At 73.7% G+C, this 14502-nt stretch carries 17 protein-coding genes; 6 read left to right on the forward strand and 11 right to left on the reverse strand.

What is annotated here, in order from left to right; translation table 11 throughout:
• The first annotated feature begins 135 nt into the window (after positions 1 to 135).
• Positions 136 to 771: a GNAT family N-acetyltransferase gene (locus CRP51_RS21015; protein ID WP_245880717.1), complete on the forward strand. Its 636-nt coding sequence runs from the start codon at positions 136 to 138 to the stop codon at positions 769 to 771.
• Positions 772 to 899: 128 nt separating this feature from the next.
• On the opposite strand, the gene CRP51_RS21020 is transcribed toward CRP51_RS21015, so the two are convergent.
• A complete protein-coding gene (locus CRP51_RS21020; RefSeq protein ID WP_097232842.1) occupies positions 900 to 1205 on the reverse strand; it encodes a nucleoside triphosphate pyrophosphohydrolase family protein in 306 nt (101 codons plus the stop codon).
• An 82-nt stretch (positions 1206 to 1287) separates the two neighbouring features.
• On the reverse strand, positions 1288 to 1713 hold the full coding sequence (locus tag CRP51_RS21025; RefSeq protein WP_097232843.1) for a MarR family winged helix-turn-helix transcriptional regulator: 426 nt from the start codon (positions 1711 to 1713) through the stop codon (positions 1288 to 1290).
• A gap of 213 nt (positions 1714 to 1926) precedes the next feature.
• On the opposite strand from CRP51_RS21025, the gene eno reads away from it, so the two are divergent.
• From eno to CRP51_RS21040, 3 genes are all read left to right on the forward strand, one after another.
• Positions 1927 to 3279 (forward strand): phosphopyruvate hydratase, encoded by a 1353-nt coding sequence (gene eno, locus CRP51_RS21030; RefSeq protein ID WP_097232844.1) that lies wholly within the window; start codon positions 1927 to 1929, stop codon positions 3277 to 3279.
• 175 nt (positions 3280 to 3454) lie between these two features.
• Positions 3455 to 4657, forward strand: coding sequence for a UDP-N-acetylglucosamine--N-acetylmuramyl-(pentapeptide) pyrophosphoryl-undecaprenol N-acetylglucosamine transferase (locus CRP51_RS21035; RefSeq protein WP_245880718.1), 1203 nt, complete (start codon positions 3455 to 3457; stop codon positions 4655 to 4657).
• Between the two features lie 56 nt (positions 4658 to 4713).
• Positions 4714 to 5385 (forward strand): hypothetical protein, encoded by a 672-nt coding sequence (locus CRP51_RS21040; protein WP_097232846.1) that lies wholly within the window; start codon positions 4714 to 4716, stop codon positions 5383 to 5385.
• Positions 5386 to 5439: 54 nt separating this feature from the next.
• Here CRP51_RS21040 and CRP51_RS21045 read toward each other — a convergent pair whose 3' ends face one another.
• Both CRP51_RS21045 and CRP51_RS21050 read right to left on the reverse strand, forming a co-directional pair.
• Complete coding sequence (locus tag CRP51_RS21045; protein WP_097232847.1) at positions 5440 to 6264, reverse strand: arylamine N-acetyltransferase family protein; 825 nt, start codon at positions 6262 to 6264, stop codon at positions 5440 to 5442.
• Positions 6265 to 6335: 71 nt separating this feature from the next.
• A complete protein-coding gene (locus CRP51_RS21050; RefSeq protein ID WP_097232848.1) occupies positions 6336 to 7550 on the reverse strand; it encodes an MFS transporter in 1215 nt (404 codons plus the stop codon).
• 118 nt (positions 7551 to 7668) lie between these two features.
• On the opposite strand from CRP51_RS21050, the gene CRP51_RS21055 reads away from it, so the two are divergent.
• Both CRP51_RS21055 and CRP51_RS21060 read left to right on the forward strand, forming a co-directional pair.
• The gene (locus CRP51_RS21055) at positions 7669 to 8232 is read left to right on the forward strand and encodes a helix-turn-helix domain-containing protein (RefSeq protein ID WP_097232849.1); all 564 of its coding nucleotides are present in this window, start codon (positions 7669 to 7671) and stop codon (positions 8230 to 8232) included.
• A 65-nt stretch (positions 8233 to 8297) separates the two neighbouring features.
• Positions 8298 to 8654 carry a hypothetical protein gene (locus tag CRP51_RS21060; protein ID WP_141514637.1) on the forward strand — a complete coding sequence of 119 codons (357 nt, stop codon included), beginning with the start codon at positions 8298 to 8300 and terminating at the stop codon, positions 8652 to 8654.
• Positions 8655 to 8714: 60 nt separating this feature from the next.
• On the opposite strand, the gene CRP51_RS21065 is transcribed toward CRP51_RS21060, so the two are convergent.
• From CRP51_RS21065 to CRP51_RS21095, 7 genes are all read right to left on the reverse strand, one after another.
• Positions 8715 to 9449: a dienelactone hydrolase family protein gene (locus CRP51_RS21065; RefSeq protein WP_097232851.1), complete on the reverse strand. Its 735-nt coding sequence runs from the start codon at positions 9447 to 9449 to the stop codon at positions 8715 to 8717.
• 129 nt (positions 9450 to 9578) lie between these two features.
• Positions 9579 to 10016: a VOC family protein gene (locus CRP51_RS21070; protein ID WP_097232852.1), complete on the reverse strand. Its 438-nt coding sequence runs from the start codon at positions 10014 to 10016 to the stop codon at positions 9579 to 9581.
• Positions 10017 to 10041: 25 nt separating this feature from the next.
• On the reverse strand, positions 10042 to 10995 hold the full coding sequence (locus CRP51_RS21075; protein ID WP_097232853.1) for a class I SAM-dependent methyltransferase: 954 nt from the start codon (positions 10993 to 10995) through the stop codon (positions 10042 to 10044).
• Positions 10979 to 11284 (reverse strand): acyl carrier protein, encoded by a 306-nt coding sequence (locus CRP51_RS21080; RefSeq protein WP_097232854.1) that lies wholly within the window; start codon positions 11282 to 11284, stop codon positions 10979 to 10981. The genes CRP51_RS21075 and CRP51_RS21080 overlap by 17 nt, the downstream gene beginning before the upstream one ends.
• A gap of 24 nt (positions 11285 to 11308) precedes the next feature.
• Positions 11309 to 12523, reverse strand: coding sequence for a cytochrome P450 (locus CRP51_RS21085; protein ID WP_097232855.1), 1215 nt, complete (start codon positions 12521 to 12523; stop codon positions 11309 to 11311).
• Positions 12524 to 12556: 33 nt separating this feature from the next.
• On the reverse strand, positions 12557 to 13468 hold the full coding sequence (locus CRP51_RS21090) for a prephenate dehydrogenase (RefSeq protein WP_097232856.1): 912 nt from the start codon (positions 13466 to 13468) through the stop codon (positions 12557 to 12559).
• A gap of 29 nt (positions 13469 to 13497) precedes the next feature.
• Complete coding sequence (locus CRP51_RS21095) at positions 13498 to 14454, reverse strand: TauD/TfdA family dioxygenase (RefSeq protein WP_097232857.1); 957 nt, start codon at positions 14452 to 14454, stop codon at positions 13498 to 13500.
• Positions 14455 to 14502: the final 48 nt, after the last annotated feature.

Consider the following 14502-nt stretch of genomic DNA (forward strand, 5'->3'; position numbering starts at 1 on the left):
GCAAGCCACTGCGGCCGACGCGGAAACCGCCGAGGCCGGCGCGGAAACCGCAGGGTCCGGCGCGGAAACCGCTGGCCCGGCGGGCGTCGGAGGGCAAGGATCAAGGGGTCCCAGACGGTCGGGAGAGGAAACACCATGGTGCGTCGGGTGGAGCTGCGGCGGATCGACGAGGAGGGCCTCGCGACCCTTCTCACGGTGGCCGTCGCGGACGCCGCCCCCGAGGAGGTCATGCCGCCGGTGACGGGACCGCCCGGGTGGACGACGGAACGACGAGAAGCCTTCCTGGCCTGGCACCGCGCCCGCCGCCCCGGACTCGGGGGCTCCCTCGGCGAGTCCACCTACGCGGTCCTCCACGACCGGGAGGTCGTCGGTTCGGCGCGCCTGGCGCGCACCGACCGCCGCGACGTCCTCGAAACCGGCCTCTGGCTCGCCCGTGCACAGCGCGGACGCGGCATCGGCACCGCCGCCCTCCGCGCGCTCCTCCGGGAGGCCGCGCGCGCCGGCGCGCGCGCCGTGGTCGCGGACACCACGACGCACAACACGGCGGCGCTCACCGCGCTGCGCCGCAACGGAGCGGTGCTCACCACCGGCACCGACGCCGGCAGCGGCACCGACACCGGCACCAGCAGCGGCACCGACACCGGCAGCGACAGAGACAGTGGCAGAGACGCCGCCAACGACGGTGGCAACGACAGCGGGGGACCGGGCGAGAAGACGGGCGAGAGGAACGGTGCGGTCCACGCCGAGTTGCCGCTGCGGCGCACCGGTTGATGGCGTAGACGGCGTTGACGGCGCAGACGGCGCCGGTCGGAACCTCCGCGCCCTTCACAGGCCCCACAGCCCCCACGCACGACGCACCACGCTCCCCCGCCGAGGGCCCGCCGCCGGGCCCCCGCCGCTCAGGCGTCGCTGACGCGGACCAGCGTGCCCCGCTCGTCGCGCGCGTAGACGCGGCGCGCGTTCTTGTCGATCTTGGCGACGACCTCGGCGGCCAGGTCGACGCCGTTCATCTCGGCCAGCGCCGTGAGATAGAGAAAGACGTCAGCCAGCTCCTCGCCCAGGCCGTCCTCCTTCCGGCACCAGGCGGTGAACGCCTCGCTCACCTCCGCCGTGAGCAGCCCGAACTCCAGGGCCACATCGGTTGTGTTGAACCCCTTGGCCTGCTTGTTCTCCCAGGCCAGCCTCTGGGCGGATGCGATGTCCACGTCTCCTCCGACGATGCCGCGGCAGCTATGCCGAAAAGGGTGAAAGGGTGAAGCGGTAGGGGCGGGGGCGACGGCGGTCGCCTCACGAGCGGGTGGCGAGCCGTTCCAGCAGCGTGGCGCTGCGCGCGAGCAACGCCCGTTCCTCCGCCGTGAGTTCGTCCTCGATGGCCCGCGCCAGCCAACCGACCCTGCGGTCGCGCTCCGCCTCCAGCGCGTCGCGCCCGGCGGCCGACAGCTCGACCAGCGACTTGCGGCCGTCCGTGGGGTGCGCCCGGCGGGTGACCAGGCGCTGGTCCATGAGCAGTCCGACGACCCGGGCCATCGACTGGGGGCGGACCCGCTGGTCGGCGGCGAGGTCGCTGGTGGTCATCGCGCCGTTGCGGTCGAGCGCGCCGAGCACGGCGACCTGCCCCATGGGGATGCGGTCCTCGTGGTTGACGCGCCGGGTGAGCTTGCCCATCGCGGTGCGCAGTTCGGCGGCGAGGGCGGCGGCTTCCGAGGTGGACATACGGCACTTTACCGCGTTGACCAGCGCGGTTGCAGCCAAAGTGCGCAGGCAGACTGCACAGACAGCCTGCACAGCGAATCTGCACAGCTAATCTGCACAGGCAAGCTACACAGGCAAACTGCACAGCATTGCTGTATGGTTGCGGCTGTCGGGCCCAGCGCCAGCGTCGTCGCAGCCGGGGCCACGACCACACGGCAACGGGAAGGAACTCCCATGTCCCCGACGACAGCGGAGACGGCGTCAACGACCAACGCGGGAACGGCGGGTGAGACGGGCGGCACCGCCGTCCGGAAGGTCACCGCCCGCACCGTGGTCGACAGCCGGGGCAACCCGACGGTCGAGGTCGACATCGTCCTGGCCGACGGCTCCCGGGGGCGCACGGCCGTGCCCTCCGGCGCCTCCACCGGCGCGCGGGAGGCCGTGGAACTCCGCGACGGGGATCCGAGGCGCTGGCACGGCAGGGGTGTCGACCGCGCGGTGGCCCATGTCAACGGCGAGATCGCCGCCACCGTGCGCGGCCGGGACGCGGCGGACCAGGAAGGGCTCGACGCGGCCCTGACCGCGCTCGACGGCACACCCGGCAAGGCACGCCTCGGCGCCAACGCGCTTCTCGGCGTCTCCCTGGCCGCCGCGAAGGCCGCGGCGGCGGCCCGCCGCCAGCCTCTCTACCGTTACCTCGGCGGGGCCGGGGCGCGGCTGCTGCCGCTGCCGATGATGAACATCGTCAACGGCGGCGCCCACGCCGACAATCCGCTGGACTACCAGGAGTTCATGATCGCGCCCGTCGGCGCGGCCACCTTCGCGGAGGCCGTGCGGATGGGCAGCGAGGTCTTCCACACCCTGCGCCGCGACCTGCTCGCCGCCGGGCACTCCACCGGCGTCGGCGACGAGGGCGGCTTCGCGCCCGCGCTGCGCACCGCCGAGGAGGCGCTGGACTTCGTGACGGCGGCCGTCGAACGCGCGGGCTACCGCCCCGGCGCCGACATCGGTCTGGTCATGGACCCGGCGTCCTCCGAGTTCTTCCGCGACGGGATGTACCACTACGCGGGCGAGGGAGTGCGCCGCACCCCCTCCGAGCACGCCGACCACCTGGCCCGGCTCATCGACGCCTACCCGGTCGTCTCCGTCGAGGACCCGATGGCGGAGAACGACCTGGACGGCTGGCGCGAGCTCACCGCCCGCGTCGGCGACCGCTGCCAGCTCACCGGCGACGACGTCTTCTGCACCAACGAGGCCCTGCTGCGGGAGGGCATCCGCACCGGCGTCGCCAACTCGGTCCTGGTCAAGGTCAACCAGGTCGGCACGCTCACCGAGGCGCTGGCCGCGGTGACCACGGCCCACCGGGCGGGCTGGACGGCCGTCGTGTCGCACCGCTCCGGCGAGACGGAGGACACCACCATCGCCGACCTGGCGGTGGCGACCGGCTGCGGGCAGATCAAGACCGGCTCGCTCTCCCGCTCGGACCGCACGGCGAAGTACAACCAACTGATCCGCATCGAGGAGGAGTTGGGCGAGGCGGCGCGCTACGCCGGCCGTTCCGCGCTGCGCGGGGCGCACGGGGCCTGAGGCACGGGGGCGCGCCGGCGGGAACGGTGAGGGCGCCGGCGGAGGCGCCGGCGCGACCGCCGTGGCCGGAGAACGCCGTTCACGTACCGCCGGGCGCGCGCTCCTGCTATGGTCCCCTCCCCCCATGCCCTCGGCCGGCGCCGTCCGGCCCGACCCCAGAACGGGACAACGCCTCGTGAGCAGCGCAGACGCCCAGCACTCCCCCGTCTCCGACCGGCCCTTCCGACTGATCGTCACCGGTGGCGGCACCGGCGGGCACACCTATCCGGCGCTGACGGCCGTGCGGACCCTGACCGCACGACTCGCCGCGCGCGGGCGGGCGTTGGACGTGCTGTGGGTCGGCACCGCGGACAGTCTGGAGTCGAGGGTCGCGGCCGCGGAGGGCATCCGGTTCGCCTCCGTGGCCACCGGCAAGATCCGCCGCGCCAGCAACCCGCTGAAGATGCTCTCACCGGCCAACGTCAGGGACATGGGCCGCGTTCCCCTCGGCGTCGCGCAGGCCCGCAGACTGGTCAACGACCACCGGCCCGACGTGGTCCTGGCCACCGGGGGCTATGTCGCCGTCCCCGTCGGGCTGGCCGCCAGGCTCTGCAAGCGGCCCCTGGTGGTCCACGAGCAGACGGTCCGCCTCGGTCTGGCCAACCGCTCCCTCGCCGGCCGCGCCACCCGGGTGGCCGTCTCCTCCGAGTCCACGCTCCCCCTGCTGCCGGAGCCGGCCAGGCCCCGGGCGGTCGTCACCGGCAACCCGGTCCGCCCCGAAGTCCTCACCGGCCAGCCGGAGAAGGCCCGCACCGCCCTCGGCCTGACCGGCTTCGCACCCGACCTGCCCACCGTCTACGTCACCGGCGGCGCACAGGGTTCGCAGCAGATCAACGGCCTGGTGCGGGACATCCTGCCCTGGCTGCTCGCCCAGGCCAACGTGATCCACCAGTGCGGGCCGGCCAACGTCGACGAACTGCGCGGCCACACCGCGTCGTTGCCCGCCGAACTGGCCGCGCGTTACCTGCTGACCGGCTATGTCGGCGCCGAACTCCCCGACGTGCTGGCCCTCGCCGACCTGGTGATCTCGCGCAGCGGCGCCGGCACCATCGCCGAGCTCACCGCCCTCGGCAAGGCCGCCGTCCTCGTGCCGCTGGCCACGTCGGCCGGCAACGAGCAGGCGCACAACGCCCGCCACCTCCAGGACGCCGGCGCCGCCGTCGCCCTCGCCGACGCCCCGACGGCCGACACCCTCCGCGCCGCCCTCGCCCCGCTGCTGACCGACCCGGCCGCCCGCACCGCCATGGCCGACGCCGCCCGCGCGCAGGGCCGTCCGGACGCCGCCGAACGCCTCATCGACACGCTCCTCGACGCGGCGGGGGAAGCGGCGGGCGCGTAGGACGCCCCCCGGCCGGGACGGCCCCGCCGCGCCCCTCGGATGGTTACGCTGGGCTTATGCCAGGGGAGGAAGAAGGCGTCGCGCGGGACCACGGTTGGTGGGTCGCCCGGCTGGACGTCGACGCGTCCGCCCCGCGCGGGTACCGGGTGGAGTATCTCCCCGGCGGTGCCCACGCGTCGCGCGCCGACGCCGGGAAGGCCGCCGTCGCCCAGGCGGGGGAGGACGGCGGTCCCGCACCGCGCGCTCCGGGGTCGGTGGACGTGGTGGGCCGTGCCGGCACCTACTGGGTCACCTTCGACCGGAGGCGGTCACTCTCCCTCGAACTCGCCGACGCGGACGGCGATCCGGTCCGTCTGGGAGTGCGGCTGACCCCGCCCGGATCGCCGGCGTCGGCGTCGGCGCCGCCCGGAAGGCACGCGCGGCGTTCGGCGCCGGACGCGACGCGCGAAGGGCTGGCCCCGCCGGACGGCGATCGCCACATCAACCGCCGCAAGCTCCCCATCCCGCTCCAGGCCGAGGGCGGGGCGATCACGTTGTGCGGCTCGGTGGGAGGTCTGCTCGCGCTTCAGGGCCTGCTCTCCACGTCCCACGCCGGCGCGGCGGAGGCCGCCGGGTACTCCTTCGTCCCGGCGGCCGTGCTCCTGGTCGCGGCCTGCCTCTGGCACCGGAACTGGTACCCCCGCGCCTCCAGGGCCTACCGGGAGCGCGTGAGGACGGGCCGGCGTTGACGCCTGCCGCCGCGGAGGCGGAGCGGCGGCCCCCTCGCGCGGGTTCCGCGCGGCTCAGGGCAGCAGCGCCATGCCCTCCGGGACGTCGATGCCGAACTCCCCCACCAGCACCCGCCGCACCTCCCCCTCGTCCGCCAACTCGCGCCTGGTGACCGTTCCGTCGCGCGCCGTCTCAGTCAACTCCCTTCCGTCCAGCAGCAGATGTCTCGCGCTCAGGGTGCGCTGGACGATCGGTCGCCGGATGAACGGGGAGTCGGAGTAGGTGGCCGCGTACCAGTTCTGCGTCACCAGGTCGGACAGCGCGAACGGCTCCTCGGTGAACGCGAGTTGCGCCGCCCAGTCATCTTCCCGCCACGCCTGGAGCACCCACTGCGGCAGCGGCCCGTCGTGCGGCACCTGGACGAGCCGGTGCCGCCGCCCGTCGGCGCGGAACTCCACGTCCGGCACCAGCGGCACCGGCTCCACCATGGCGCCGAGGTTTCCGAAGCCGACGTCCCCGAGGTGGGGCCTGGGGTCGTCCGCCGCCCGCACCAGCAGCAGCGCGTGCGCCCGCGGCCGGCTCTCCAGCCGCTCCGCGCCCACCACCACCCGTCCACTGAGCACCGTCACCCCGAAGCCCAGCGCCCGCAACGCCCCGGCCAGCAGCAGGTTGTGCTCGAAGCAGTAGCCACCGCGTCGGCCGTGCACCAACTTGGCCGTCAGGTCGTCGAGTTCGAGGGAGGGAACGGCGCCGCGCAGCGGGTCCAGGTTCTCGAACGGGAGGGACAGCAGATGTGCGCGGTGCACCCCGCGCAAGGTCGCCAGGTCGGCGGAGCGCGCGCCCCGCCAGCCGATCCGGTCGAGGTAGGCGTCGAGGTCGAACCGCTGTTCGTCAGGCATACGGTGACGCTAACCAGCGCCCCGCCACCCCGTGATCGGCCGCGGGGCCGAGGACGACCGGGCCGTTGGACCTAGCGATCCGGCACGCCGGGACCGGGACCGGCGCCCGAGGCCGCGGTCCTCGCCACGTGGGCGGCGGCCAGCGCGCACGCGGTCAGCAGCAGCGCGAGGCTCGCGGTGAGCGCCGCCCGCAGACCGAGCAGCGCCAGCAGCCCGCTGATCGCGATGATGCCCAGCGAGCTGGCGGTGCGCTGGAGCGCGAACATCTCCGCCCGCCGGCCCGGGGGCGAGAGTTCGTCCAGCGCCAGCGAGTAGAAGGTGCTCAGCATCGGCAGGAAGAGCCCGACGACGGCGGCGCCGGCGAGGGTCACCGCCAGGTGCCCGCCGGTGAGCACCAGCGCCGAACCGGTGGCCATCGCCGCGAGAAAGGCGACGACCCGCCGGGGCGTGGGCTTCCGGTTGCGCACGCTGACCCATATGCCGCCCATGACCGAGCCGACGCACAGCGTCAGCGCGAACAGGAACGCCCAGCCGGGGTCGAGGCCGAAGGCCAGCGCGAACGGAACCGCGCCGACCTCCACGGCGGCCGCGGCGGAACCGCTCGCGGAGGCGCAGAACAGCCAGAGGAACACCGCCCGGGGCACCCGCGTCCGGGCCCGGTTCACCTCGTTCACCTGGAGTCCGCGCGCCTCGGGGACGCTCGGCATCAGGACGAGGGGGCCCAGTCCCAGCACGGTGACCACCGCCATCGTCCAGGCCGGCGAGACGGCCCCGAGCAGCGAGGCGAGCACGGGCGACAGCGCGAAGGAGACCTCGGTCAGCGTCGCCGCCACACCCAACGCCCGGGGCAGACCGGCCGGTTCCACGAGGTAGTTGAGCAGCAGCCGCATGTAGCCGTACGCCGCGCCGTTGACGACGCCGGCGGCGACCACGGCGACCACGACCAGCGCGAACGGGGCCCTCGCCGCGGCCAGGAGCGTGACGGCGGCCAGGGCCAGCGCGCGGACGCCGATGAGCGCGCGCAGATAGCGCACGCCGTTGAACCGCCGTCCGATCCGCGCCACGGGAACGGCCCCGAGCACCTGCGCCGCCGTCATCGCCAGCACCAGCGCGGCGCCGGACTCGGCCGTGCCCGTGAGGGGCAGCGCGATCAGCGCGAACGCGATGGGCGCGGCGGCCTGGGGGACGTTGAACGTTCCGCAGCCCGCCTGCCACCGTAGGATGTCCAGCCTCGAACGAGAGGTGCGGGCCGCGCGCCCCCGCGGGGTCGTGGCGGTACGGGCCATCGGAGCCTCATCTCTCGTTCGGAGCGTGCGGCCGGGCCCCGGAAGCACGCCGAGGTGAGCACTATATTGCCCACCCCGGAAGTTCGTCGACGCCATTACCGACCCGAGGTGAGGACGCATGGCCGAGCGCATCCGGCCCGAGGTGGCCGTCCTCGTGGGGCGGCGCATCCGGGCGCTGCGGTCGGCCGCCGGACAGAGCGTCGCCGGCCTCGCGGAGCGCAGCGAGGTCAGCCGGCGGATGCTCACCCAGATCGAACTCGGCCAGGCCAACCCCAGTCTCGGCACGGTCGACCGGATCGCGGCGGCGCTCGGGACCACCTTCGCGGCCCTCGTCGGCATGATCGGCGCGCCCTCGCCCGACGCGCTCAAGGTCTGGTCGACCCCGCACGGCAGCTGGGCGTATCTGCTCAAGGCGTCCGAGACCAGCCATGTCTCGGTGGAGCTGTGGAAGTGGCACATCGCCGGCGACGACAGCTACCGGGTGACCCCGACGCCGGGCGCGCCCGACACGATGGTGCACGTCTCGCACGGCGTGCTGCGGGTGCGCTCCGCCGCCACCGCGCTCCTCGCGAAGGAGGACGAGTCGGCGGCGATCCCCGGCGGCGCGCCCTACGCCTTCGAGGCGGACTCCGAGGCGGTCGACTTCCTCTCCGTGGTGATGATCACCCGCGAGGACGGCTGACCGGCCGGCCGGGACGGGTCCCGGCCGGCTCTGCTGCACTGGGCCCCCACGAAGTGGAGGTCACCATGGGCCTGTTCCGACTGTTCCGCGGGAAGAGGCACCAGCCTCCGTCACCCGCGCCCCCCGCGGCTCCCGTCAGCCGGCCGGCGCCACGGAAGCGGCGCGAGCCCTGGCTCGACCACGGCCTGCACCACGGCGCACACGTCCCCTGCGCCCGCTGCGACAGGCGGCTGCGCGTCGCGCTCCAGTCCCCGTCGTCCGTGACGGTCAGCCACGACGGCGCGCTCGACGGCATCGTGCTGGTCTGCGCCGACTGCGGCCGGCTGCTCTGCGCGACCTGCGCGCTGGCCGCCAGCGACAACCCCTATCTGCCGAGGTGCGACGGCTGCCGGGGCAACGTCACGCTGCCGATGTCCCGCTGAACCGTCGCCGGCGCGGCGCCCCGGGCCGCCGCACGCGGCCCGTCCGCGTTCCCCGGAACCTCAGCCGTCGGCCAACGCCCGGTCGAGCAGCGGGATCAGCCGGTCCCAGTGGCGCCGCAGCCCGGCGGCGTCGAAGGCCGCGGTGTCGGACATGGTGAACCCGTGGGCCGTGCCGGGGTAGATCTCCGAGGTGTGGTCGAGCCCCGCGGCGTCCAGGTCCCGGTTGAGCGCGTCCAGCGCCTCGGGGGTCAGGTCGCTCGCGGCGTGGCCGAAGTGGGTCGTGGCGGCGATCTTCGCCAGGGTCTCCGGCCCGTCCGCGGCGACGGGGGCGTGGAACGCGGCGAGGGCCGCCACCCGGTCGGGGTGGGCCGCCGCGGTGCGGACCGCCAGCAGACCGCCGAAGCAGTAGCCGGTCACCCCGACGGGCCCGGCGGCGACCTCGGGCTGTTCGGCGAGGAACGCGAGGTAGGCGTCGGCGTCGCGCAGCGTCCGGTCGAGGGTGTGCGCCTCGATCAGCGGCATCAACTCGCCCAGCAGCGCGGGCCGGACGTCCTCCCCGATGTGCTCCGGCAGGTCGACCAGCGGTGCCGGACCGCTCCGGAAGAGGTAGTGGGGAACCAGCACGTAGTACCCGTGCCCGGCCAGTTCGCCCGCCAGCTCCCGCAGCACGGGCCGGTCGCCGAAGGCGTCCGCGTACATCAGCACCCCCGGGTGCCGCCCCCCGCCGTCCGGAAACGCGGCGAAGGCACCGGCGGGGCCGTCCGAGGTCGGGATCTCCAGCGTCCTGATGTTCATCGACTCTCCTGTCGTGGTCACCGCTTCCCTGCCGTGGTCACCGCGTCGAGCCGTGACCCACACGGCGGGAGCGGAGTCGGCGAAGCCGGCCGGGAGGGGCGGAGCGCGCGGCGCGGCGGGCTCCGCCGTTCAGTCCTTCCGCAGCTCCTCGGCGAGCATCACGAGGATGCCGCTGGGGCCGCGGAGATAGGTGAGCCGGTAGACGTCCCGGTAGTTCGCCACCCCGCGCAGCGGACGGCAGCCGTGGCGCGCCGCCACCTCAAGGGCCTCGTCGAGGTCGTCGACCGAGAAGGCGACGCGGTGCATCCCGATCTCGTGGGGCAGTGTGGGCTCCGTCTCGATCGCCTCGGGGTGGACGTACTCGAAGAGTTCGAGACGTCCGCCCCCGTCCGGCGTCTGGAGCATGGCGATATGGGCGTGGTTGCCGTCCAGACCGACGGCCGTCTCGGTCCACTCCCCGCTGACCGTGTCGCGGCCGACGACCGTGAGGCCGAGATCGGTGAAGAAGGAGATCGCCGCTTCGAGATCGCGTACGGCGATGCCGACGTTCTCCAGTGTGATGGCCATGCACCGCACCCTACCGAGCCGGGCGTCACCCGGCGCCGGCGGCGCGGGCCACCACGACGCACGAGATCGTGAAACGGCCCTCGCGCGCGCGTTCCTCGGTGCTGCCGGTGAGCGGGAAGGTGCGGGTGGTCAGCGGAGTGAAGCCGTTCCCCGCGACGAAGTCGAAGAACTCCTCCGGGCTGCGCCAGAGATAGATGTGGTCGGGCGCCGGGCTGTTGACCGGCACGTTGAGGAAGATCCGCCCGTCCTCGCTCAGCAGTCCGCGCAGGGAACGCAGCACCGCGCCCGGGTCCTCGACGTGTTCGAGCAGTTCGCTGGCGACGACGAGGTCGAACGTGCCGTCCCGCGGGCCCTCCCGGATGTCGTGCCGGGCCAGCGTCGTTCCCTCGACGCCGAGTGCGGCCAGGTTCCGCCCGGTGTACGCGAGCATCGCGTCGCTGATGTCCCATCCGGTCACGTCGCAGCCCAGCCTGGCACCCGCCATGGCGAGGAACAGCCCGTGGCCCGGACCGACCTCCAGCAGCCGCTTCCGCGCGCCACGCCGTTCCAGGAACGCGCGGACGTATGTCTCGCCGACCCTGGCGTGGTTCTGCCACAGCACCTGGGTGAGCAGCAGCCCCCGCTGGTAGTGGCTGACGCGCGGCTCCTCGAAGACCCCGGAGTCCCGCACCTCCCGCACCGTGGCGTACCGGTAGCGGCCGTGGCGGCGGAAGAAGTGCTCCTCCCGCAGGAGTTCGACGCACAGCCGACGGTAGCCGATCGCGGCCTCGGCGGCCTCGTGCGCGATGAGCCGCCAGACCAGGCCGGCGGTCTCCTCGGCGAAACGGAGCTGTTCCGCGCTCTCCCCCTCGAAGCGCAGGGCGAGGAAGTCCTCGTGCTGCGGCCAGACGTCCACGACCTGGGCGACGATCCGCGCGAGGTGCTCATACCCCCCGGCGCCGAGCTTCCCGGCGACCGTCGTGTCAGCCGCCCTGGGCATCGGACTTCTCCCCCCGCCGGGCCTCGCCGAGCTGCCGGGCCTCGCCGAGCAGATAGCCGGCGAGCGCCTCGATAGTCGGGTAGTCCCACGGCACGTTCGGATCGAGGACGAGGCCCAGTTCGTCCTCGATCTCCACCAGCATGGTCACCGTGTTCACGGAGTCCAGCCCGTAGGAGGCCATCGGAACGTCGGGCCGGATCTCGTCCTGGCTCACCCGGGCGTGGACGGCCAGTCGCTCGGTCAGCCATGCCGTGAGGTCTTCGGGAGTGGGCGGGGTGGAGGAGGGCAAAGCGACTCCTTAGGAGGGGGCTTGTTAGGAGGGGGCTTGGATGTCGTCGAAGAGCACGTTCAGGCGGTCGGGACCGCGGAGGGTCAGGTTGGGTCGGTACGCGAGCCCGTTCTCGGCCAGCGAGGGTGCCGTCACCCGGGACGCGAACATCTCCAGGACGATGCGCGCCTCCAGCCGGGCGAGGCCCGCGCCGAGGCAGAAGTGCGGCCCGGCGGAGAAGGACAGATGCCGGGCACCCGGCGGGCGCGTGATGTCGAACGTGTCGGGGGCGTCGAAGACCTCGGGGTCGCGGTTGGCCGCCCCCAGCAGGAGCACCACGGTGTCGCCGTCCAGGACGGGCAGCGACCCGATGTGCCCGTCCCCCCGGGCCACCCGCGACGTCAACTGGACCGGCGCGTCGTAGCGCAGCACCTCCTCGACCGCCCCGGCCGCCAGCGAGGGGTCCCCCCGCAGCAGCTTCAGCTGGTCGGGGTGGTGCAGCAACGCGAGGACGCCGTTGCTGACCAGGTTGACGGTGGTCTCGTGACCGGCGTTGATGAGCAGGACGCAGGTGGCGAGGGTCTCGCTCTCGCTGAGCCGGTCGCCGCTCTCCTCCACCTGGACCAGATGGGAGACGAGGTCGTCTCGCGGCGAGCGGCGCCGCTGGGCGATCAGCTCGCGGAAGTAGGTGATGAACTGCACGCGGGCACGGGCGGCTTCGCTGGTCGCCCGGGGAGCGACCAGCCCGGGGAGCGGCGGCTCCAGGGCCTCGGACAGCTTTCCCGACCAGTCCTCCAGCAGGTCGCGGTCCTCGAAGGGCACGCCGAGCAGCTCGCAGATCACCCGCAGCGGCAGCGGGTAGGCCAGCTCGGAGACGATCTCGAAGCGGCCCCGCCGCGCCGCCTCCCGGAAGAGTCCCTCGGCCAGTTCCCGGATCCGCGGTTCGAGCCTCGCGACGACCCGCGGGGTGAACGCCTTCACCACCAGACGGCGCAGTCTCGTGTGGTCCGGCGGGTCCAGGTGCAGGAAGTTGCGGGTGCGGGGCCCCTTCGACGCGGGAGCGAGCCGGGCCCGGTCCCGCTCGCTGCTCATCCGGGGATCGCGCAGGACGGCGGAGCAGTCCGCGTGCCGCCCCACCACCAGCAGTCCGTCGGAGACCGCGTAAGGAGAGGCCGCCCTGAACGAGGCGAGCAGCGGATACGGGTCGAAGCGGCTCGCCGGGTCGACGAGCCGTGCGATGTCCGGGTGGTCGGCGGTCATCTGGTCACCCCCGCGACACTGTGCGGTACTCCGCTATGCATGGCCTATCCCTCCGCTATCCGGTTCGAATGCCGCTCTCGGCAGGCGGCCGCGGCCCTCGACCCCCCGTTCCAGCAGGCGGACCAGGGCGTCACCCGGCGGCTCCGAGCCCGCGTCGCCGTCCCCGGGAGTCGCCGGGGCGATGGCGGCGCGCCGGCGCAGGTCGCCGGCCGCCGAGGTCATGTCGGCCGCCAGGGCCTCCAGCACCTCGGCCACCGGGTGGGCGTTGGCCGTCAGGACGTCCGACCACAGCGCGGGGCTGCCCTCGGCCGCGCGGGTCATGTCCCGGACTCCCTGGCCGACGAGCCGCAGCGTGGCGTTGTCGACGTCCCGCAGCCGCGCGGCCAGCAGCGCGGCGACCAGCCGAGGGGCGTGCGAGACCAGGGCCATCGCGCCGTCGTGCGCCGCCGGGTCGGCCAGCACCGGCACCGCGCCGCACAGCGAGACCAGCTCCAGGCAGGTGTTGAGCGCCGCGCCGCTGGTGAGTCCGGTCGGCGTGAGCACCCAGGGCCGGCCGTCGAACAGCCCGGGGCTGGCGACGGTCGGCCCGTCGTGGTCGGCCCTGACCAGCGGGTGGCCGCCCACCAGGGTCGTCAGGTCGCAGCCGCCGGCCGCGACCTGACGCTGCGGCCGCACCTTGACGCTCGCGGTGTCGGTGTAGCAGCGCGCCAGGCCCCGCCCCTGCTGGGCGGCGAGCGCGTGCGCCACCTGGGCCGGCGGCACCGCGAGCACCGCGATGTCCACCGGCCCCGGCGGGGGTTGGGTGGTTCCGGCGCCCTGCCCCTGGGCGACGCGCACCGCGTCCGGGTCCACGTCCAGCAGATAGGTGACCACCCCCCGCGCCCGCAGCGCGGCGCCGACGGAGGTGCCGATGCGGCCGGTTCCCACGATGGCCGCTGTGCGCATACGTCACACTCCCGGTGTGGCTCGGCCGCTCAGTCCGACATCGCGACCAGCACCCGGCGGCTGCCGGTGAAGGGCCTCCGGCCGTGGGCCACCAGCACGTTGTCGATGAGCATCAGGTCGCCGCGCCGCCAGTCGACGTCCACCGCGCCCGTCAGGCCCGCCTCCTGGATCTGCCGTACGTACTCCGCGGGGATCGGACTCCCGTCGGGGAACGTGGTGTTCTGGGGCAGTTCGTCCTCGGGGAGCAGCGTGGCGAGTTCGGCGGCGGTCTCGTCGCCGAGTCCGACGGGGTGCCACTGGTCCGCCTGGTTGAACCAGACCTCGGTGCCGGTGACCGGGTGTCGCGCGGTGGCCGGGCGGATCGACCTGACCCGGATGCCGCCGTCCGCCTTCCACTCCCACTCGGCCCCGCTGCCGTCCAGGTACTCCTCGACCTTCTCCCGGCTGTCCGTCTCGAAGGTGTCCTGCCAGCTCTTGCCGAACCCGAGGCCGTCGTGCAGGTTCTGCACGTAGCAGACGCCGCAGGAGAACGCCTCGCGGATCTCGGGGTCCAGGCTCCGCAGCCACAGCGCGCCGTCGAGCACCGGTGTCGCCCCGCCCCCGCCCGGCTCGACCTCGCAGAAGAACGCGAGCCTGGCAGGCCAGGCGTGGGCGTAACTCATCTCGTTGTGCATGAAGATGGTGTACTCCGGCGGGTACTCGGTCGACGTGTACACGTTCTCGCCGACCCCGCTGACCTTGGTCCTGGGCGAGTCGCCGTGGACATAGGCCAGCCGGTTCGGAAGCAGCCGGTCGAGCACCGGGTCCAACTGGTCGGCGGTGACCCGGAAGTCGCGGAAGACGATCGCCTTCTCACGGGCGAGCAGCTCCCCCAGCCCGTCCCCGATCTCCTCCAGCGTGGACCGCAGCGCCTCCGCGCCGCCCCCGTCGTCCGCGGTGATCTCCAGCGGAGCCCAGAGCGCTGCGTCGCTCTCGTGCGTAGCCATGTCGCCATGCCTCTCGTTGTTGTGGAACGTACTGCCTGTGCTGACGTC

This window comes from Streptomyces zhaozhouensis (assembly GCF_900230195.1).
GTDB lineage: Bacteria > Actinomycetota > Actinomycetes > Streptomycetales > Streptomycetaceae > Streptomyces > Streptomyces zhaozhouensis.

Bases quoted from the DNA above. Each gene is read 5' to 3' on its own strand.
- CRP51_RS21075 (WP_097232853.1), bottom strand. From the start codon at position 10,995: ATGCCCAGGGCGGCTGACACGACGGTCGCCGGGAAGCTCGGCGCCGGG.
- CRP51_RS21025 (WP_097232843.1), bottom strand. From the start codon at position 1,713: ATGTCCACCTCGGAAGCCGCCGCCCTCGCCGCCGAACTGCGCACCGCG.
- CRP51_RS21090 (WP_097232856.1), bottom strand. From the start codon at position 13,468: ATGCGCACAGCGGCCATCGTGGGAACCGGCCGCATCGGCACCTCCGTC.
- CRP51_RS21095 (WP_097232857.1), bottom strand. From the start codon at position 14,454: ATGGCTACGCACGAGAGCGACGCAGCGCTCTGGGCTCCGCTGGAGATC.
- CRP51_RS21065 (WP_097232851.1), bottom strand. From the start codon at position 9,449: ATGAACATCAGGACGCTGGAGATCCCGACCTCGGACGGCCCCGCCGGT.
- CRP51_RS21050 (WP_097232848.1), bottom strand. From the start codon at position 7,550: ATGGCCCGTACCGCCACGACCCCGCGGGGGCGCGCGGCCCGCACCTCT.
- CRP51_RS21070 (WP_097232852.1), bottom strand. From the start codon at position 10,016: ATGGCCATCACACTGGAGAACGTCGGCATCGCCGTACGCGATCTCGAA.
- CRP51_RS21060 (WP_141514637.1), top strand. From the start codon at position 8,298: ATGGGCCTGTTCCGACTGTTCCGCGGGAAGAGGCACCAGCCTCCGTCA.
- CRP51_RS21040 (WP_097232846.1), top strand. From the start codon at position 4,714: ATGCCAGGGGAGGAAGAAGGCGTCGCGCGGGACCACGGTTGGTGGGTC.
- CRP51_RS21055 (WP_097232849.1), top strand. From the start codon at position 7,669: ATGGCCGAGCGCATCCGGCCCGAGGTGGCCGTCCTCGTGGGGCGGCGC.
- CRP51_RS21015 (WP_245880717.1), top strand. From the start codon at position 136: ATGGTGCGTCGGGTGGAGCTGCGGCGGATCGACGAGGAGGGCCTCGCG.
- CRP51_RS21045 (WP_097232847.1), bottom strand. From the start codon at position 6,264: ATGCCTGACGAACAGCGGTTCGACCTCGACGCCTACCTCGACCGGATC.
- CRP51_RS21085 (WP_097232855.1), bottom strand. From the start codon at position 12,523: ATGACCGCCGACCACCCGGACATCGCACGGCTCGTCGACCCGGCGAGC.
- eno (WP_097232844.1), top strand. From the start codon at position 1,927: ATGTCCCCGACGACAGCGGAGACGGCGTCAACGACCAACGCGGGAACG.